Origin of the sequence: Mesorhizobium sp. M0478 (assembly GCF_040321305.1) — a bacterium.
In the GTDB taxonomy this organism is placed as follows: Bacteria; Pseudomonadota; Alphaproteobacteria; order Rhizobiales; family Rhizobiaceae; genus Mesorhizobium.
On the sequence record NZ_JAMYRH010000018.1, the window covers coordinates 15,074 to 32,340 of the forward strand.

Annotated in this window: 13 protein-coding genes, 2 pseudogenes and 1 riboswitch; of the genes and pseudogenes, 3 read left to right on the plus strand and 12 right to left on the minus strand. The window is 58.3% G+C overall.

All coding sequences use genetic code 11. The annotated features are described in order from the left end of the window. Positions 1–154: 154 nt before the first annotated feature. Positions 155–355, plus strand: a riboswitch (cobalamin riboswitch). 91 nt (positions 356–446) lie between these two features. After that, positions 447–2,795 (plus strand): 5-methyltetrahydropteroyltriglutamate--homocysteine S-methyltransferase, encoded by a 2,349-nt coding sequence (metE, locus tag NKI64_RS29015; protein WP_352671571.1) that lies wholly within the window; start codon positions 447–449, stop codon positions 2,793–2,795. 438 nt (positions 2,796–3,233) lie between these two features. Here the strand turns inward: metE and NKI64_RS29020 are convergent, their stop codons facing one another. After that, the gene (locus NKI64_RS29020; RefSeq protein WP_023702971.1) at positions 3,234–4,289 is read right to left on the minus strand and encodes a cytochrome-c peroxidase; all 1,056 of its coding nucleotides are present in this window, start codon (positions 4,287–4,289) and stop codon (positions 3,234–3,236) included. 909 nt (positions 4,290–5,198) lie between these two features. Between NKI64_RS29020 and NKI64_RS29025 the strand changes: the two genes are divergently transcribed. Next, on the plus strand, positions 5,199–5,552 hold the full coding sequence (locus NKI64_RS29025) for a hypothetical protein (RefSeq protein WP_023702970.1): 354 nt from the start codon (positions 5,199–5,201) through the stop codon (positions 5,550–5,552). 137 nt (positions 5,553–5,689) lie between these two features. On the opposite strand, the gene NKI64_RS29030 is transcribed toward NKI64_RS29025, so the two are convergent. After that, the gene (locus tag NKI64_RS29030) at positions 5,690–6,694 is read right to left on the minus strand and encodes a glycosyltransferase family 10 domain-containing protein (protein ID WP_198031542.1); all 1,005 of its coding nucleotides are present in this window, start codon (positions 6,692–6,694) and stop codon (positions 5,690–5,692) included. Between the two features lie 200 nt (positions 6,695–6,894). Further along, positions 6,895–7,437, minus strand: a complete 543-nt coding sequence (locus NKI64_RS29035; RefSeq protein WP_502901409.1) for a hypothetical protein — start codon at positions 7,435–7,437, stop codon at positions 6,895–6,897. A 409-nt stretch (positions 7,438–7,846) separates the two neighbouring features. Between NKI64_RS29035 and NKI64_RS29040 the strand changes: the two genes are divergently transcribed. Further along, positions 7,847–8,317, plus strand: a complete 471-nt coding sequence (locus NKI64_RS29040; RefSeq protein WP_023685635.1) for a Ros/MucR family transcriptional regulator — start codon at positions 7,847–7,849, stop codon at positions 8,315–8,317. A 227-nt stretch (positions 8,318–8,544) separates the two neighbouring features. Here the strand turns inward: NKI64_RS29040 and NKI64_RS29045 are convergent. The 9 genes and pseudogenes from NKI64_RS29045 to NKI64_RS29085 form a co-directional block, all read right to left on the minus strand. Beyond that, a pseudogene (locus NKI64_RS29045) lies at positions 8,545–8,679 on the minus strand (cold-shock protein); the annotation flags it as partial. A gap of 2 nt (positions 8,680–8,681) precedes the next feature. After that, positions 8,682–10,268 (minus strand): M81 family metallopeptidase, encoded by a 1,587-nt coding sequence (locus tag NKI64_RS29050; protein ID WP_352671576.1) that lies wholly within the window; start codon positions 10,266–10,268, stop codon positions 8,682–8,684. Positions 10,269–10,387: 119 nt separating this feature from the next. Then, positions 10,388–11,367, minus strand: a pseudogene (lhpI, locus tag NKI64_RS29055) (bifunctional Delta(1)-pyrroline-2-carboxylate/Delta(1)-piperideine-2-carboxylate reductase). A 94-nt stretch (positions 11,368–11,461) separates the two neighbouring features. Beyond that, positions 11,462–12,733, minus strand: coding sequence for an FAD-dependent oxidoreductase (locus tag NKI64_RS29060; RefSeq protein WP_352671579.1), 1,272 nt, complete (start codon positions 12,731–12,733; stop codon positions 11,462–11,464). A 135-nt stretch (positions 12,734–12,868) separates the two neighbouring features. Then, positions 12,869–13,492: a helix-turn-helix domain-containing protein gene (locus NKI64_RS29065; RefSeq protein WP_023685640.1), complete on the minus strand. Its 624-nt coding sequence runs from the start codon at positions 13,490–13,492 to the stop codon at positions 12,869–12,871. 48 nt (positions 13,493–13,540) lie between these two features. After that, the gene (locus NKI64_RS29070; protein ID WP_352671582.1) at positions 13,541–14,404 is read right to left on the minus strand and encodes an ATP-binding cassette domain-containing protein; all 864 of its coding nucleotides are present in this window, start codon (positions 14,402–14,404) and stop codon (positions 13,541–13,543) included. Beyond that, positions 14,404–15,390, minus strand: coding sequence for an ABC transporter ATP-binding protein (locus tag NKI64_RS29075; RefSeq protein ID WP_352671585.1), 987 nt, complete (start codon positions 15,388–15,390; stop codon positions 14,404–14,406). The genes NKI64_RS29070 and NKI64_RS29075 overlap by 1 nt, the downstream gene beginning before the upstream one ends. Before the next feature lie 10 nt (positions 15,391–15,400). Next, on the minus strand, positions 15,401–16,294 hold the full coding sequence (locus tag NKI64_RS29080) for an ABC transporter permease (protein WP_023685643.1): 894 nt from the start codon (positions 16,292–16,294) through the stop codon (positions 15,401–15,403). Next, on the minus strand, positions 16,291–17,208 hold the full coding sequence (locus NKI64_RS29085) for an ABC transporter permease (RefSeq protein ID WP_023685644.1): 918 nt from the start codon (positions 17,206–17,208) through the stop codon (positions 16,291–16,293). The genes NKI64_RS29080 and NKI64_RS29085 overlap by 4 nt, the downstream gene beginning before the upstream one ends. Between the last annotated feature and the right edge of the window lie 59 nt (positions 17,209–17,267).

The following is a 17,267-nucleotide window of genomic DNA, read 5'->3' on the forward strand; positions in this document are numbered from 1 at the left end:
GCGGCGTCGGTCGGACCTGACTTGCGATCACGTCCCACGATGCCGAATGCGGGCAGCAGACTGAATATTTCACAATGCTAGACAAAGGCGTAAAACGCGACCATATAACGACATAAACATTTCATTATGCGTCATTGACAAAGAGCGGGTTGCTGTGATTGTCTGCTGTTGTGGTTCTCGCGTACGGTGCTGCCGCAGCGGAGCTAAGAGGGAAGCCGGTGCGATGCCGGCGCTGCCCCCGCAACTGTTAGCGGCGAGCCAATCCACTCATGTCACTGAGGCGAATACCCTCGGGAAGACGGGTGGAGGCTATGACCCCGCGAGCCAGGAGACCTGCCACGGCGAATTACGTCCACGGGCGGGGTGTCTCGGTGGCCGCTGCAACCGGCGTGCCGGCCTGCTAGCGCCTTCCTTGTCACCGACGCCCCCAACCATCGGGGTATGACATGACTGTCTCTCAGCAAATTCCTGTAGCAACGCTCGGCGTGCCGCGCTTCGGTCGTCGGCGAGAACTGAAATTCGCCCTCGAAAGCTACTGGTCCGGAACATCGTCCGCTGGCGACCTTCTTGCGACGTCGAAGGCGCTCCGAGCCGCTAGCTGGGAAGAGCAGCGCGATCGCGGCGTGTCGAAAATCCCGTCGAACGACTTCTCGCTTTACGACCATGTGCTCGACACCGCAGCCATGGTCGGGGCCATTCCATCCCGGTACGGCTGGAATAGCGGCGAGGTCCCACTTGACATCTACTTCGCAATGGCGCGCGGCAACCAGGGTCAGACGGAGGATTGTGGACACGCTGGTCACCAGGAGGAGGCTCATGGACCTGGTGTAACCGCGATGGAAATGACCAAGTGGTTTGACACCAACTACCACTACATTGTGCCGGAACTCGATGATGATCAGACGTTCGCCCTCTCGTCATCGAAGCCGGTCGATTACTTCCTCGAGGCTAAAGCTCTCGGCATTCACACACGCCCAGTCATCCTTGGACCCATCACCTTCCTCAAGCTGGCGAAATCGCGTGCCGAAGGATTCGGTCCCATCGCGCTCCTACCGCGGCTGCTGCCCGTTTACGAGCAAGTCCTGCAGAGGCTGAAGCTGTCGGGAGCCGACTGGGTGCAGATCGATGAGCCAGCGCTTGTCCTGGATCTGAACCCGAACGAACGAGCTGCGTTCGAATTCGCCTATGGCCAGCTGTCGAAAGCCGCGCCCGAGCTGAAGATCATGCTGGCTACGTATTTCGGGTCGCTGGGAGACAATCTCGAAACCGCGGTTTCTCTGCCCCTGGCCGGCCTGCATATTGATCTCGTGCGCGCTCCCGAGCAGCTGGAAACGGTGGGTCGGCTCGCTCCGAAGGATCTGGTGCTCTCGCTCGGCTTGATCGATGGCCGCAACGTCTGGCGTGCGAACCTGCCCGCCATTCTCGACCGCATCAAACCGATCGTCGCCGGCTGGCCCTTGGACCGCGTCGAAATCGCGCCTTCTTGCTCGATGCTGCATGTGCCGATTGACCTGCGCATGGAGACGGAACTCGAGGCCGACATCAGGTCGTGGCTCGCCTTCGCGGCCCAGAAGACCGACGAGCTGGTCTTGCTGGCCCGGGCCCTTTCCAAAGGCAGGGATGCGGTGGCAGCCGCGTTGAAAGCTTCTGCCGAGGCTGCCGCCACTCGCTTGACGTCCACGAAGATCCATGACCCGCTTGTTGAGGGGCGGATCGCCAGCATTGACCATAGCATGAAACGACGAGAGAGCGCTTTTGGCGAGCGCTCCAGAGTCCAGGCCGGCACGCTCGGGCTGCCGCCGTTCCCGACGACGACAATCGGGTCCTTCCCGCAGACGCCGCAGGTACGCCGCGCGCGGTCCGCTCATGCGAAGGGCCAGCTCAGTTATGTCGATTACGAGATTTTCCTGAAGAAGGAGATCGAGTCAGCAATTCGTTGGCAGGAAGAGATCGGGCTGGACGTGCTGGTGCACGGTGAGTTCGAACGAAACGATATGGTACAGCATTTCGGCGAGCAGCTGTCCGGCTTCGCCTTCACTCAGCATGCCTGGGTGCAAAGCTATGGGTCGCGCTACGTGCGTCCCCCCATCGTCTTCGGGGACGTATCGAGGCGCAATCCGATGACGGTGCGCTGGTGGCAATTCGCCCAGTCGCTTACGGAAAAGCCCGTGAAGGGAATGCTCACAGGCCCAGTGACCATTCTCAACTGGTCCTTTGTTCGAGACGACGTACCCCGCTCCGAAGCCTGCCGCCAGATCGCGCTCGCCATCCGCGACGAAGTGACGGATCTCGAAAGGTCCGGCGCAAGGATGATCCAGATCGATGAGGCCGCGTTTCGCGAAGGATTGCCACTGCGCCAATCTGACTGGAAAGCCTATCTCGACTGGGCTGTCGAATGCTTCCGGATCGCTTCAACGGGTGTAAAGGACGCGACTCGAATCCACACCCACATGTGCTATTCGGAGTTCAACGAGATCATCGACGCGATCGCTGGAATGGATGCGGATGTCATTTCGATTGAGACGTCGCGCTCCAAGATGGAACTGCTGGACGCCTTCACGAGCTCCAAATATCCGAACGAGATCGGTCCCGGCGTCTATGACATTCACTCACCACGTGTGCCGGAGGTCTGCGAGATTTCGGACCTAATCATGCTTGCCCGCGAGCGACTGTCCGACGGCCAACTGTGGGTAAACCCGGACTGTGGCCTCAAAACACGCAAATGGGAGGAGGTCCGCCCTGCCCTCATGAACATGGTCGCTGCAGCGCGCGCGCTCCGGGAGAAAGTGGCCTGAGGCTTCTCCTTCCTCACCGTGTGGTGAGCTACCGGCTGGCTCCTGTCGGCCGTGAACATGCCAAACCGGCACACTCTTGGAAATGAGCCACTCGGCGCAAATGTGCAATTTCCCTACGGCACGTGTCTTAATCCCGCAGAAATATAAATGTGGCACTACGCTATAATATTGGTTCCTTGGGGACATACAGGCCCCGCGCCTCGAACAAATCGGACACGCGTCGTTTCTCAAAGTAGACTGCTTGGCGCGTTCGCTCAGGCAGCGACAATATATGGTGCTGCGTCTGTCCGCCCCCAGTTGATCGCGCAGACTACGGGCGAGGTGGCAGGGTTCGGGTATCGCTAGCGTCCCGCCAATTCGGAGATGGACGTCGCAATTCGTGTCGCCAAGTAAAAATCGCCAATCATTTTCGATTGCGAGTCCGCAGCCGATTGGCCCTTATTTTCCTGAGATCTGCGTTACAGGCCGGGGCGTTGTCACCGTTTCTGAGGGTAAGATGGGATAGGCGACGTCAGGTGCCTCTCCGGTCAGCGAGTTGAGGAAGGCAACAAGCAGGTCAACTTCTTCGTCCGCCAGTACTACGCCGAGCTGGGTGGTCCCCATAATGGCGACGGCCTGTTTCAGATCCCAAACCTTGCCCGAATGAAAGTATGGCGCGGTGAGTGCAACGTTGCGCAGCGGCGCCACGCGGAAGACATAGGAATCGTCGGCTGCATTGGTGACCTCAAATCGGCCCTTGTCTTTGTCCGGCAGGACTTCGGCGCTGGGCCGTTCCACGAGGCCGAATGGGTAATAGGCTTGCCCACCAACGTTGATGCCCGCATGGCAGGACGAGCAGCCTTTGTCCATGAAAAGCACCAGGCCCTGTTTCTGTTCGGAAGTCATGGCAACCTCATCACCATTCAGGAAGCTGTCGAACGGGGCAGGTGTGACCAGTGTCGCCTCGAAGGCTTCGATCGCCTTGGCGAAGTTGTCGAAGGTGACCCGATCAGCTTCAGCCGGAAAAGCTGCATCGAACCACTCGACATATTGCGGCATGGACTTGAGAGTGGCGATGAGTTGGCCCGGTGTATTGGCCATTTCGATCCCGGCTTGGACCGGTCCCTTCGCCTGAGCCTTCAGGTCTTCGGCACGACCATCCCAGAACTGGGCGATATTGAAGACAGCGTTCAGTACAGTCGGCGCGTTGCGCTGTCCCTTCTGCCAACCATGGCCAATCGAGGTTTCGTGATTGTCGTCGCCGCCGGTGGCCAGGTTGTGGCATGAATTGCACGACAAGACGCCTGACGCCGAGACGCGTGGATCGAAGAACAGTGCCTTGCCGAGAGCGATCTTTTCCGGGGTGATCGGGTTATTGGCGACTGTCGGCGTGGTGGATGGCAAAGCCGTGAAGGTGGCCAATGCCGTATCTCTGAGGTCGGTTGGGATCCAATCCGCAGCAAAGGCGGTGGGTGCCAGCAAGGTGACAGCCATCGTACTGAATAGGATTTTCATAATTGGTCTTCCTGCGTCGTCCACGCAGCCATTATGCGATCTGCGGCTCATGAACGCCCTGAGCTAGATCAGCTTGAGGGAGAGGACGGGGTCTCACACCTGTTTTCGCAGCTGAGCTGGGACCCTCTTGGAAGTGATCGCTCTTCTCGATTGGACTTCAGGGAGGAGGAGTATCCCTGGTTGGCAACCGGTTTTATGCATCAAAGCACGCCCTGAGGGCGGCTTCGTAGATTCGGTCACTGCGATCTTCCAGCCAAGGTTGAGAAAGTCGACAGCATCCGCAAGACTGGCAATCTCTTGCACGATGTGCGCTGCACGCCTTGCGAAAAGTGAGCTTCTGAAACGTCAGGGTTCATTCGTTCCTCCTGACCTGCTGATTGCGTGAATCGGCCTTGTCGACACCCGCCGACTGCACATTGTGATGTCACCAGCGATGGCGGTTTCAATACCTAAGCAGCGACGGTCTATGCGACAGTATGGAGGTCGTAGCGGAATAGCCGTTCTGCCTTCATCGATCGTCACACCGGCATATAGCTCCGCTTCTACGAACATCCCATCACGCGAGGATGGCGCGGCGCTTGAGCAGGTCCACCCGCTGCAACTGCCTCACACCTTGATCCACAGATCCTAGGCGATGACCATGTTGTCGTCATCATTTGACGGGCGCGGGGCATTGGCTCATAAGCGAGCCACCGCGAACTGTGCGGTTGCCAGTGCGTAATGAAGTGAATTGGAATGATCTTCGGTTTGGGAAACACGCACGTCCGACGCAGCTTGCGTTGACAGAGGCGGTTTTAGGCGCAATAGCACCTCCGCTGGCCTATTTTGTGGAGTTCAATTGTGGGTCGGCCAAAGGCGCGGCGCCGGACCGGCCCCTTGTAAACGTAATCAAAGAGAGAGAGACCCTGCATGGAAGAAATCTTACCGCGCATCGCCACTGGTGCCGGCATCGGCCCGGCTGTCGCAGAGAAGGCCGTTGGGTTAATGCTGGGTTTCCTGCGGAGCCACGCGGCCGACGGTCCCGGCGCGCGCATGATCGAGGCCATTCCGGGAGCTTCGGAATTAGTAGCGAAGTATCATGGCGACGACCCAGAGGGTGGCGGCCTTATGGGGCTCGGGCAGCAATTGATGGGTGAGGGTCTCAGCATGGCAAAGATCGCCGCCCTCGCCAACGAGACGATCGCCTGCGCCAAGGAACATGCCGGCGACGAACTCGTGGACGAGGTCCTCAATTCCGTTCCTGGCCTTCCCCAGTTCGTCTGATTAGCGGCAGCCGGGGGCGCATGACCTTGTGCGCCCGTGCCGGCCCGTTTGCGCAGCAGGCATTCTCCGCCGGGCGTTCCGCACCGATCTCGTGAGACCACCAACCGCCGGGCACGCGGAGCGAGCGTTGGAGTACTTCATTCGTCTATCGAAAAATCAACTTCAGGCGATTCGATGTGTATAATTTCTGGCGGTAAGGGTTTATCCTGAACGCTTTCGATGAAGCCCGCGAGATAGGCAAACGTATTGTATTTCTCGAGGACTAGCCGCTTCGCCTCTCTTATTGCGCCGCGACGTTCCTTCCAGAGGTCTGAGTTGATGATTTCTTGAATTTTTTGGGTTACGTTCTTGTCCTCTGGGTCAATCAGAACCATAGAGTCCGAAGGGAAGAACCTCGTGATTGCTGGGCTGCCGTAATAGATCGGCATTGTTTCAGCAACGAAGCAGTCCATAAGCTTCTCTGTAAAATAGTAGTCAGCACGAGTATTCTCGAACGCTATACTGTAACGGTAAGGTGCGAGTGCGTTCCATTTATCTCCAATCAGCCGAAAACCTCGGCCGAACAGGTCAAAATCGAGCTCCTTTCTCAGCCGTTCCAGAAACGCCAGCCGATATCGATGTCCTTTTAGCAGGGCGATGTTACTGGTAATCCATGAGAGCCGAAACGGCTTATCCACGACTTCGCTGACCAGAAGTTGGTCATATGTCTTGTTTACAGACCAAGACCGAGTGATAGGTGGAGACAAAACGAATCGGCGCGCTGCATTCTGCCGAGCAGCCAGCTCTTCGTCAGACGTCAGGACGATAGTATTCTTCCCCTGCCCTTCATGAAATGCACGATGAGCTTTCGTCGGCGGTTCGCCGATTGCAAAGATTGTCCTGTTTGGGCTCGCCTCGATATCAACAGGGAGCCCAAAAAGAGAAGCAGAGTTAAAGACAATATGCCAATCGGGCACGAAGGATGTAGTGCGTACAAAAGCGACGTTGTTCCAGATTCCACTGCCCTTTGGAGTGAGATGGTGGATTGCATCATCCAAAACGCCCCAAGAATCTAGACATGTAGCAACAATGGGCGCCGGGCGTTCCGTCAACAATTTGGCCGACAAAGCAGTTCCACTCCCTTCAGTCGTGAAGGTACTCAATCGCCATTCAGGATTGCGGTAACATCGGGCAGCATAAACCTTCCGGGACCTGCTGTCGAGGCAATTGTCGCTTTGCACTTGACCAGGTTCTTCCTCGCTTTGTGTGGTGATCAGGCCGGGCTGAGTGGCAGCATGCGTGCCCTAATGAGTTCGCAGCCCGCTCTGCCCAATGGTACGTTTAATCGTCTTCAGGCGGTTCATCAGCCCTTCCGCCTGGCCGTTGCTCCACGGTAGTTCAATGGCATCGCGAACGGCGTCAGCGTCACGGCGTAGGACCCGACCGAAACGCGTGATGGCGACGGACCCGGAGTTGACGCCACGTCGATCGAAGTGTCGAGCTTGCCCAATTCACAGGCCCCGCAAAATGCCGCGGAGCGCATGGCAAGCCTGCGCATAGTGGCAAACTCATGTGATCCCTGCTTCAGGACGTCGACCTTTGTGGCCTGGTTGATCATCAGCACATCCCGAGGCTTCGTGCAGAGGGCCGGGGCGACTACCGGCGAGATCACACGGCCGGTCGCGGGATTCGTATGGGACAGCGTCGCTGACTGGTTGACGCGTATGATTGAAGCAGGCGACGCACTGTCCTTGCCCGGCCTCTCGGCGCGGCGCCAACTTGCGAGAAGCCGCTCCAGATTCGAGAAGCTGCCTGTGTCGCCGCGCTGTTCGATATCGTGGAACAGGTGTCGTCCGCAGCGATTGCCGTCTCTCGAGGACCGGCTAAGAAACGCCTCGAAATACATTGATGTCCTTGGTTACCAGCGGCGGTTCCCAGCCCCTTGGAAGAGCGGCTCACCGGGCGATGAACTTACATTTGGCCATTGCCAATGACCGTCCATCGTCCCTGACGCCCACCAGCAAGCGATCACGATCCCTCGATTTCACAGCCAAAGAAGTAAAGCGAGACAAAAATAGCGCGCTTAGCCTCGACTACTAGCAACTTCGGCGCAAAGTACAGCCGGGACGCGCCACGCACCACGGCAGGGTCGCCAACAACGAGTGGCTCAGCGGTCACGACGGGAAATATGGCGCATCGATGTCGCTTCTGGACGAGCATTGGCAATAACGCTGTCGAGACATTGTTGCTTTCAGCGGCAACCGGCCCTATGAAGCGACGCTTCGCTGACTATGTTTCACCGCCTGGAGAGTTTCATGACAGAAGAAGCCGGAAAAAACGTCGACACCCTCATTGAGCTTGCCGCCGATGTCGTGTCGGCCTATGTCTCCAACAATCCGATCCCGGTGGGGGATCTCCCTGCCCTCATCGGCCAAGTGCATGCGGCTCTGAGAGCGACGGCCGGAGGTGTCTCTGCGCAAGAGCCGGTTGCCCTTACGCCCGCAGTCCCGATCAGGAAATCGGTGACACCGGACTACATCATCTCCCTTGAGGACGGGAAGAAATTCAAATCGCTAAAGCGCCATCTGTCGACCCACTATGGGCTGACGCCGGATGGATATCGGGCCAAATGGGGCCTGCCCGCGGATTATCCCATGGTCGCGCCGAACTACGCCGCGGCGCGCTCGTCATTGGCCAAGACGATGGGGCTCGGCCGCAAACCGAAGGCGCCGGAAGCGCCGGAGCCTGCGCCGACGAAGCGAACCCGCAAGAAGGTCGCGGCTTGATTTCGGCAATCGAGATTCGTTCTGGAGCGTTGCAGCCATCGGCTTAATCTGCGCGTCATATAAAAAGGCGGGGCCAGCCCCGCCTTCCTTTCAAACAACTTTGTTTCATGAGGAATTCGCGACGCCTGCAGCAATCTGCTGCCCTCAGTTTTTGCTCGCTCCTATCGAGCGGCCGTGAGGACCTCCGGACCTACGTGCCTACTCTTGCTAGGACGCAGGAGAAAATTTCAACCAGCTTTGCTCAGCCTGCCAGCTGAGGACTTGCCAGTGCGGCGGTCCTGCTCGATCTCATAGTTGATCTTCTGGCCGTCAGCCAGGGTCGAGAGGCCCGCACGTTCGACAGCGGAAATGTGGACGAAAACTGTCAATGACCATGGAATCGGGACCCTGTTTTTTCGCGCAAAAGGGGGTCTCTAGTCAGCGAGATCGGGGCTTTGCGCACGCCCTCCCGCAATCGCTCGTAGGGGAGCGTCTCGCTGCGGCACCAGTGAGCACCAGGGGACTCGACCATGACGATTTCTTTGGCCATCGGTGCAAAGTCCGCGCGGAAGTGAATGGTACTCTTGACTGCGACGACGGACTGCTCCTTCGGCTCTATTCCAACAGCGCGCAAAAGATCTTGGTCTAGGCATTGATATCGGATGGTCGAGACTGCGACCTGCACGTCGGAACGCGGGTCCAGTATTCGCAGGCGCGCCATCCGACCAAGATCAACTTTTACGCCGGCGAGGAACGGTCCATTGGCCGTGAACACCCCTTCCCAAAGTTGCTCGACGCGAACTCTGACCCGGTAAGGTTCGGCATCATACCCGAAACGTCCTCCCAGGCGTACGTCCATTTCGGCGCCTACCCCGGCCTCGTGAGCTGACGCTGCTGTCTCTGGATCCCAAAGCAGCCCTAGAGCGCTGTTCCGCAATCCACCTTCGACCATCCCTCTGAGAAGTCCTACGGTATCTGATGTTCCTCCGCAGCCTGGATTATCCTGAACATCGGCGAGGACGATGGTTTCGCCCCTGCCTCCGTGGAGTAGGGCATGTTCCACTGCCTGCCCGACGCTGAGCAACGGCATCTCGAACATGCTTTCAGCCTCGAGCATCGCCGCGCAGGCCTTGTCGGCTGCGGCTGCGACGGCCGCTGCATCTGTCCCGTAAGCTACTATCGCCGGGCCGCAGTCCCGAATATCAGCCAAAGGAAAACCTAGCGCCATGTCAACATTGAATACAGCGGCGTCCAGATAGTCCGGCAGTTTCTGGTACAGGCTCTTGCAAGGCTCGAAGTCTGTGCACTGCGCGGCCAGCGGAATCAGAAACGGCGGCTTTCTGAACGCTTTTGCCAGAGCCCTGCCATGTCGGATGCGGTGCCCTAATAGCGTAAAGGCGCGTTGACCGGTCGCGGCCATGTCGATGTGCGGGTAGGTGCGAAACAGAGCGATGCCATCACACAATTCCACCATCGTCTCAGTGACGTTGGCGTGAAGATCAAGGCTGATGACGACGGGCAGCTCAGGTCCGACGAACGCTCGGACGCGTCGAAGCAATTCTCCTTCACCATCCTCATATGATTGGACTGCCATAGCGCCATGAAGGTCGAGAAAAATCGCGTCGAGCTTCCCAGCGGCCGCGATGCCGCTGCAGATCTCCGTGGCGATCCGTTCGAACGCGTCGTCCGACACGAAGCTAGTCGGCTCGGCCGCAGCCCACACTATGGGCACGAGATCGCACGTGTCTTTGGCGGCAGCAATGAAGCCCCCAATCGGGATCTCAAGGGGAGGAAAGACATCGAGAATGTCAGCGCCAAACGTTATTGCTGGCCAGCCGTCGGCCCGAGCGAAGTCGTCGTAGAAGGCGCCAAACGGGGCGAACGTGTTCGTCTCGTGCAAGAGGCCAGCAATGGCTACGCGCAAGCGAGCTTCTGCCGGCTTGGTCGATGCTGGTTCAACGCTTTCGTTCATACAATGCTCCCTTCGGGAATTGGGCCGGCTGTTGCTGGTTTGAGAACCGTTCCTGACAGTTAATTGCAGGTGCTGCGTTGCCGCCCACCGTCTCGCGCACTGCTCGCATGCGGTTTGTGCTAAACACACACGGTAGCCGCGCGAACGCTCTTGTAGACCATGCGAGCCGCGACAAGGTCGGCCAACCGGATCCAACCGCTTTGAAATAGGTGATCTCATCAACGGCGGTGCGCCCCTTCACTTTCCCGTTTGCAAGGTCCTCGAGCGTGCCGAGGACATGTTCCTTGGCAACCACGCCGCCTCCTATGGGCTGAACAAGGTCACCCGCCTCGTGCAACGCTTCGTGGGTATCGACAAACACCCTGGCCATCATCAACGCTGCATCGTCTGCCTCCCTCATTCCCGGGGTAAAGGCGCCAATGAGATCGATGTGTGTTCCCTTACGAATCCACTGTCCTTTGATGACTGGCTCGGTCGCAAGGGTTGCAGCTGTGACAATGTCCGCGGCGGCTACGGCCTGTTCCAAATCAGTCACGACCTGAGCGGTAATCCCGCGCTCATTCAATGAGCGAGTGAGCTTGTCAGCGCTCTCATGTTGAATATCCCAAACCGACACTTTCTCGATCGGTCTAACGGCGAGGTAAGCGTCAGGAATGAGGCTGCCGACCCGACCAGCGCCTATAACCAATAGTGAGCGTGCATCCACCCGAGCGAGAAAACGAGCGCCCAATGCGGCCGTGGCCGCCGTCCGCCTTGAGGTGATGACATTGCCATCCATCAAGGACAGTTGTCGGCCTGTCACCGCATCGTAGAGGATGTAGGTGGACGTCAGTCCGGGTAAGCTTCGGGCTGCGTTTCCTGGAACCACAGTGACTAGCTTGACCCCCAGGAACTGATCCTGATCCTCGGGTTTGGCCCAGGCCGGCATGATAAGAAGGGTTGCATCCGGCTCACCAGTTTTCTCGAGACGATGATGATGCCGGGCAGGCACCACACAGCCATTGTGAAAACCGGCCTGTAGGGCGTCGACAAGTGCATCGAAGGGGAGACTTGCCGCAGTCGCATGGGCATCAATGATCCTGATAGCGGCATCAGTCATATCCGTTTGCTCCTTGTGGTATCGCTCCGTCGGCGAGCTTCGTAGCTTCCGTCCAGAATCGCGGCACGTCGAAGTTGCAGGCAGCAACACAAAGCTATGAAAGCCATCGAGCCCTCGAACTGACGTCCTCTAACGATATTTGTTCGCCTATGATCCTTTGCGCCAGCAACTCGCCGCAGCCGAACGCCATCGTCCAGCCGAGTTGCCCGTGCCCCGCGTTGATCCAAAGATTGTCGAACCGCCGGATGCGGCCCAGGTAGGGGGGACCACCGGGTGTGGTTGGCCGCAGACCGGACCAGAATTCCGGCGTTGCCAAATCCACCGCGTGCCCGAAAGACCGTCGCGCGTAAGCGGCAATCCGTTCAATGCGATCCTCGGGAAGAGAGCGATCGCGAGCCGCAAATTCAGCGATCGCGGTGACGCGTAGCTTTCCGCCAAAGGTTGCGACAGCCAGCAATTCCGTTTCGTCGACATAGGGCAACGTGGGCACCCCCTCGGGATCCGTAATCGTCCAAGTGCCCGAATAGCCCTTTACTGGATATATATTGGGGCGAAAGCTGAGCGATCGGGTGATGTCGGGCGTTTCGACACCCGTGGCCAAGATCACTGCCGAGCAGGGTATTTCTCCGCGGTCTGTTACGATCGCCGCGATAGCATTGCCCACGCGGCGAAAGCCTGTGACGCGGGTATCGAAATGCAGACTTACCTTGTGTGTCTGGCTCAAGAAGGCGGCTGCTCGTTGGCTAAACAGCCGGCAATCGCCAACAGAGTCTGCTGCACTGAACAGCCCTCCAACCAAATCGGGCATAGCGGCGAGCGCAGGTTCGCGCATAATCAGCCCCTTCCGGTTAAGCACCTCGATTGCGCCGTCGCCATGACGCCTGATCGAGGCGACATAAGTGTCGAACTGCGTCTTGTTCTGGAACAGATAAAGGCCGCCCTGATGTCGGATTTCTTTGGGTAGGTCCATGTCGGTTTCGGCCGCGGCGACGAGAGCGCGGCTATAGCGGCTCAGACGCTGGAGCTTGTCGGTGTTCCTTAGATGAGTCGAAGAGCGGCAGTTGAGCAAGAACTCAAGGCCCCAATGCCAAAGCGCAGGATCTCCCAGGCGTGTTATTTGGACCGACGGGTCACGTCCCGCAATGGCTTTCACCATGGCGCCAATTGCTTGCGGTCCTGCCCAGGCTTTCGCGTGTCCGACAGCGATGATCCCGGCGTTCGCGCGGCTGCACATTTCGGCCGGGCCGGAGAGTGCGTCAATGACAGCTACGTTGATGCCGCGCTTCGCAAGAGCGTATGCGGTTGTGATTCCGGCTACCCCGGCACCAATCACGGCGATGCTGTTATTTCCATTTCCGTCACTCATAAAATTTCTTCAAGACTTAGCCAAATTCATTTTGTCCCTCTCAAACCCTTGGCGCGTCCGTCAAAGCGCACATGCGAACAGATCACCGGAATGCCTTTTCGGCAAAAGTTCATCGTGCGCTAGCGCGAGATCGCTTCAAACGGCTGAAGAGGGCTGGACCAGTACTCCGTGGACGCGCGTGGCGATCCACAAGATCAGTGCATCCTCCTCGCTTGCCGAAACGAGCGCGTGACCCATTGTGGAGTCATAGTAGCTGCTGTCGCCTGGCAAGAGGCGCACCGGCGCATAGTGCTCGGTGTGCAAGATCACCTCACCTGACAGCACATAGAAGAACTCCTCCCCCAGATGGCCCTCGATTTTGGTGAATTCTTTGATTGAGTGCGCACGCACACGCGTCAGCAGAGGCGTGAACTGCTTGGCTGCGAGATCGGCGCCAAGCAACTCGTATTGGTAGTGAGGTGTCTGTTGCAGAATGCCCTCGCCGCCTCTGGTGACGACCAGGCGGCCTGCCGCACCGGGTTTGCTGGTGATACTGCCGAAGAGCTCGGTCACATCGACACCCAACCCAACCGAAAGGCGAAGGATGGTGTCGTATGTCGGCGAGACTTGGCCGTTTTCGATTTTTGATACGGCCGAAATCGAAAGCCCCGATCTCTGCGCCAAGTCATTCAGGGTGAGCCTGAATTGCTTGCGCAGCTTCTGAACGGTAACTCCGACCGGTGGATATTTGTGCTGCTGTATGGAATCCAACTGCGTCATCTCTATCTCATACCGAATCGGGCTGGGGCGTCAGAGGTCTTTTTACCATCAAGGAGCAATGTAGGATGGATAATCACGCATCGCCTGGCGGGCAGCGGCGTCAGTCCTCAGATCGGGAACACCGGCACCCGGCGCGACCGTCAGCGTCGAGTTCAGCAGAAGCTGTGTGTAGGGGTGGCGCGGCTTTTCGAAGATCCGCTCGGAGACGTTCATTTCGACGACCCGGCCTACGTACATTACCGCCACGTGCGTGGTCATATGCTGGATCACGCTCATGTTGTGGCTGATCATGACGTATGTCAGATCGAATTCCTCGCGCAGCGTCAAAAGCAGATTGAGCACTTGGGACTGAACCGACACGTCAAGCGCCGAGGTCGGCTCGTCGCATATCAGCAGTTTCGGACGTGAGATCAGAGCTCGCGCGATGGCGACGCGCTGCCGTTGGCCGCCCGACATCTGGCTGGGATACGCTTCCAGGAAACGTGACGGCAAACCCACCACGTCAAGAATTTTTCGCGCTCGTTCTTGCCGCTCCGCCGACGTGCCCTCGCCGCGCAAATACAGCGGATAGGCCACGATCTTGCCCACGGTCTGGCGCGGGTTCAGCGACGAATACGGATCTTGGAAAATGAACCCCATCCGTTGGGCGATCTGCCGACGTGTCATGCCGGCGATGGACCGCCCATGCAGCAGTACGTCCCCTTGCGTCGGCGGGAGGAGACCGAGCATGATCTTTGCGAGCGTGCTTTTCCCAGACCCAGACTCGCCGACGATACCAAGAACGTCGCCCTTCCTGACGCGGATCGAAACGTCATCCACAGCACGCATCGGCGCGCTGTGGCCGAAAATCCCTCTTCGGCCACCGTATTCGTGCGAGACCTTGCGCAACTCGAGAACAGGTTTGTCGCTCATCAGGCAACGACCTTCAGACGCATTTTTGCTCCGCCGGCCTTTATGCAGCGTGCCTGATGGCCGTCTCCGATCTCTTCCAGGTCAATCGGCCTTCTGCAAGCATCGGAGGCGAGAGGACACCTATCGTAGAAATGACAGCTCTCTATACGCGTTAGAAGCGAAGGCACTGTGCCTCCTATAGAGGGCAACGGCTTCATTCGCGGGTGCGAAGGATCAGGTACTGAACCAAGCAACGCACGGGTATAGGGATGGGACGGATTGGTGAACAGTTTCTCGGCGGCCGCTGTTTCCACCACCTGACCCGCATACATGACGAGCACCTTATCGGCGATGCGTGACACAAGCCCGAGGTCGTGCGTAATCATGATCATTCCCATCCCGAAAGACTTCTGCAGGTCGATAAGCAGTCGCAGCAATTCAGCCTGGATGGTGACGTCCAGAGCCGTGGTCGGTTCATCCGCCACTATCAGCTCGGGCTCGCACATCAGCGCCATGGCGATTACGACACGCTGGCGCATCCCGCCCGAGAGCTCGTGCGGATAGTTGCCCAAGCGTTGCGTCGCGTTGGAAATCCCAACCTGCTCGAGAAGTAGGATGGCCCGCTCCCGCGCCTCCCTGCGAGTGGCCCAACGATGCGCCCGATAGACATCGGATAACTGCCGTCCGATCGTGTGCAGCGGGTTTAGCGCGGTCATCGGCTCTTGAAAAATCATCGACAGACGGTTGCCCCGCAAACCCCGCAGTTGACGCTTTGAGATCGATTGCATGTCGATGCCGTCAAAGCTCACCTCCCGCGCCGTCCGCTTTGCCACCTTGGGCAAGAGTCCCAGAAGCGACAGCGCGGTGATCGACTTTCCACAGCCGGATTCGCCGACGATGCACAGAGTTTCGCCTTTCGACACGCTGAAGCTTACATCCTGAACGGCCGCAAGAGTTCCGTTCGCCGTCGCAATGTCAATGTTGAGCTTTTCGACGTTGAGAAGCATTGGCCTTCCTTCAATTGCGTCCATCGGGCGACAGCAGATCGCGCAGACCATCGCCAAGAAGGTTCGTGCCAAGGACGAGCGTGAACAGAAACGCCCCAGGTATAGTGATAAGCCAAGGCTCAAACAGGATCGAGGCTTTGCCTTCCGCAATCATCAGGCCCCATGACGGGAGGGGCGCCGGCACGCCGAGACCCAGGAATGAGAGGGCCGCCTCGAGAATCATCGCCTGCGCCATTTCAAGCGTAGCCACCACGACCAGATTGTTGAGGAGATTTGGGAGGATCTCGTGCCTGACGATCTGGAGGACGGAGGCGCCCTGCAACTGCGCCGCGGTCACGAATTCCGTTGACCTCAGTTGAATCGTCGTGGCCCTCGTAACGAGCGCAAACCGGTCCCAAAGCAAGAGCCCGAGCGTCAGCATGACCACCGTAAGTGAGGACCCCACCAGCGCCACCACGGCCAGCGCCACCAGAATGACTGGCATTGCCAAACGAGCGGTGATGACGAACATCGCCACGCTGTCCACCTTGCCGCCGAAATAGCCCGCGCAAATCCCGATAGTGGTTCCGATGATGCCCGACACGACGGCGGTCCCAACGCCGATTACCAGGGAGATTTGGGCGCCATAGATGATGCGTGACAGGTAATCACGACCCAGCTGGTCGGTGCCAAGCGGGTGCACCCAACTTCCCCCGGGCAACCAGATTGGAGGGGCAAAGCGGGTTGCAAGCGATTGCAGATACGGGTCATAGGGGGCCAGCAAGGGCGCAAACACTGCCATAACAACGACGATGAACAAGACTAAGAGCCCTAGCACCAACCCGCCGTGCCTTAGCCAGCGCAGCAAGTTGCTCTTTTGTGCAATCGGTTCCGATCTTGCTGGATATGCTGAGGCGTCGGTCATTTGCTGCGCATCCTTGGATCAAGCATAGCATTGAGCATATCGGCCAGCAGGGTCAGCACGACGTAGAACAGCGAGAAGCAGAGCACGAGTGCCTGGACAGTTGGTAGATCGGCTCGCGATATGCTTTCCCAGGCTAGAGAGCCCGCTCCGTGAATGGCAAACACATTCTCGACAACTACGGAGCCTGCCAGCATGAAACCGAACTGCGCCGACGCCAGACTGATAACAGGCAGCGCTGCATTGCGCAGGGCGTAGTCGAATAGAACCCGCGTCTCCGAGAGCCCCATGGCGCGAGCGGTGCGAATATAGTCAGCCTCAAGGGCCGATATCATGCCTGAACGCGTCAAGCGCATGATTGCCGGGGTGGCGAAATAGCCCAGCACGACCGTAGGCATTATAAAACTTTGCCATGAGGCCGTGCCCGAGGCCGGCAAGATCGCCAGCTTCACGGAAAACAGGATGATCAGCAGAAGGGCAAACCAGAAGCTGGGCATGGCCTGACCGACGACCGCGAATAGCAAAGCCAGCCGATCCACAAAGCTGTTGGGCCAGCGCCCTGCAACAACGCCCAGCGGCACTGCAATGAGCAGCGCCAAAATCAAGGCGAAGAATCCCAGCTGGGCTGTCATCGAAAAGCGATCAATAAGAAGCGTGGCGACCGGCTGCCCGAAATAGAGACTTGTTCCAAAATCCCCGCGAAGAACTCCACCGAGCCAATGCACATATTGGACGACAATAGGCCGGTCGAAACCGTAGAGATGCCGCAGTCGATCGGCATCAGCCGCAGTCGAGGCTTGGCCGGCCAAGGCAGCCGCAGGATCACCAGCCGCAAAGATCAAGGAATAAGCGACAAACGATACAAATAGCGTGAGGAGGCAAGCCATCAGTATCCGCCGCATTGCAAAATGCAACATTGTGCGCTCCTGCAAGGGTTATGCCGTCCAGCCGCACGTGGCGACTGGACGGCAGGAGA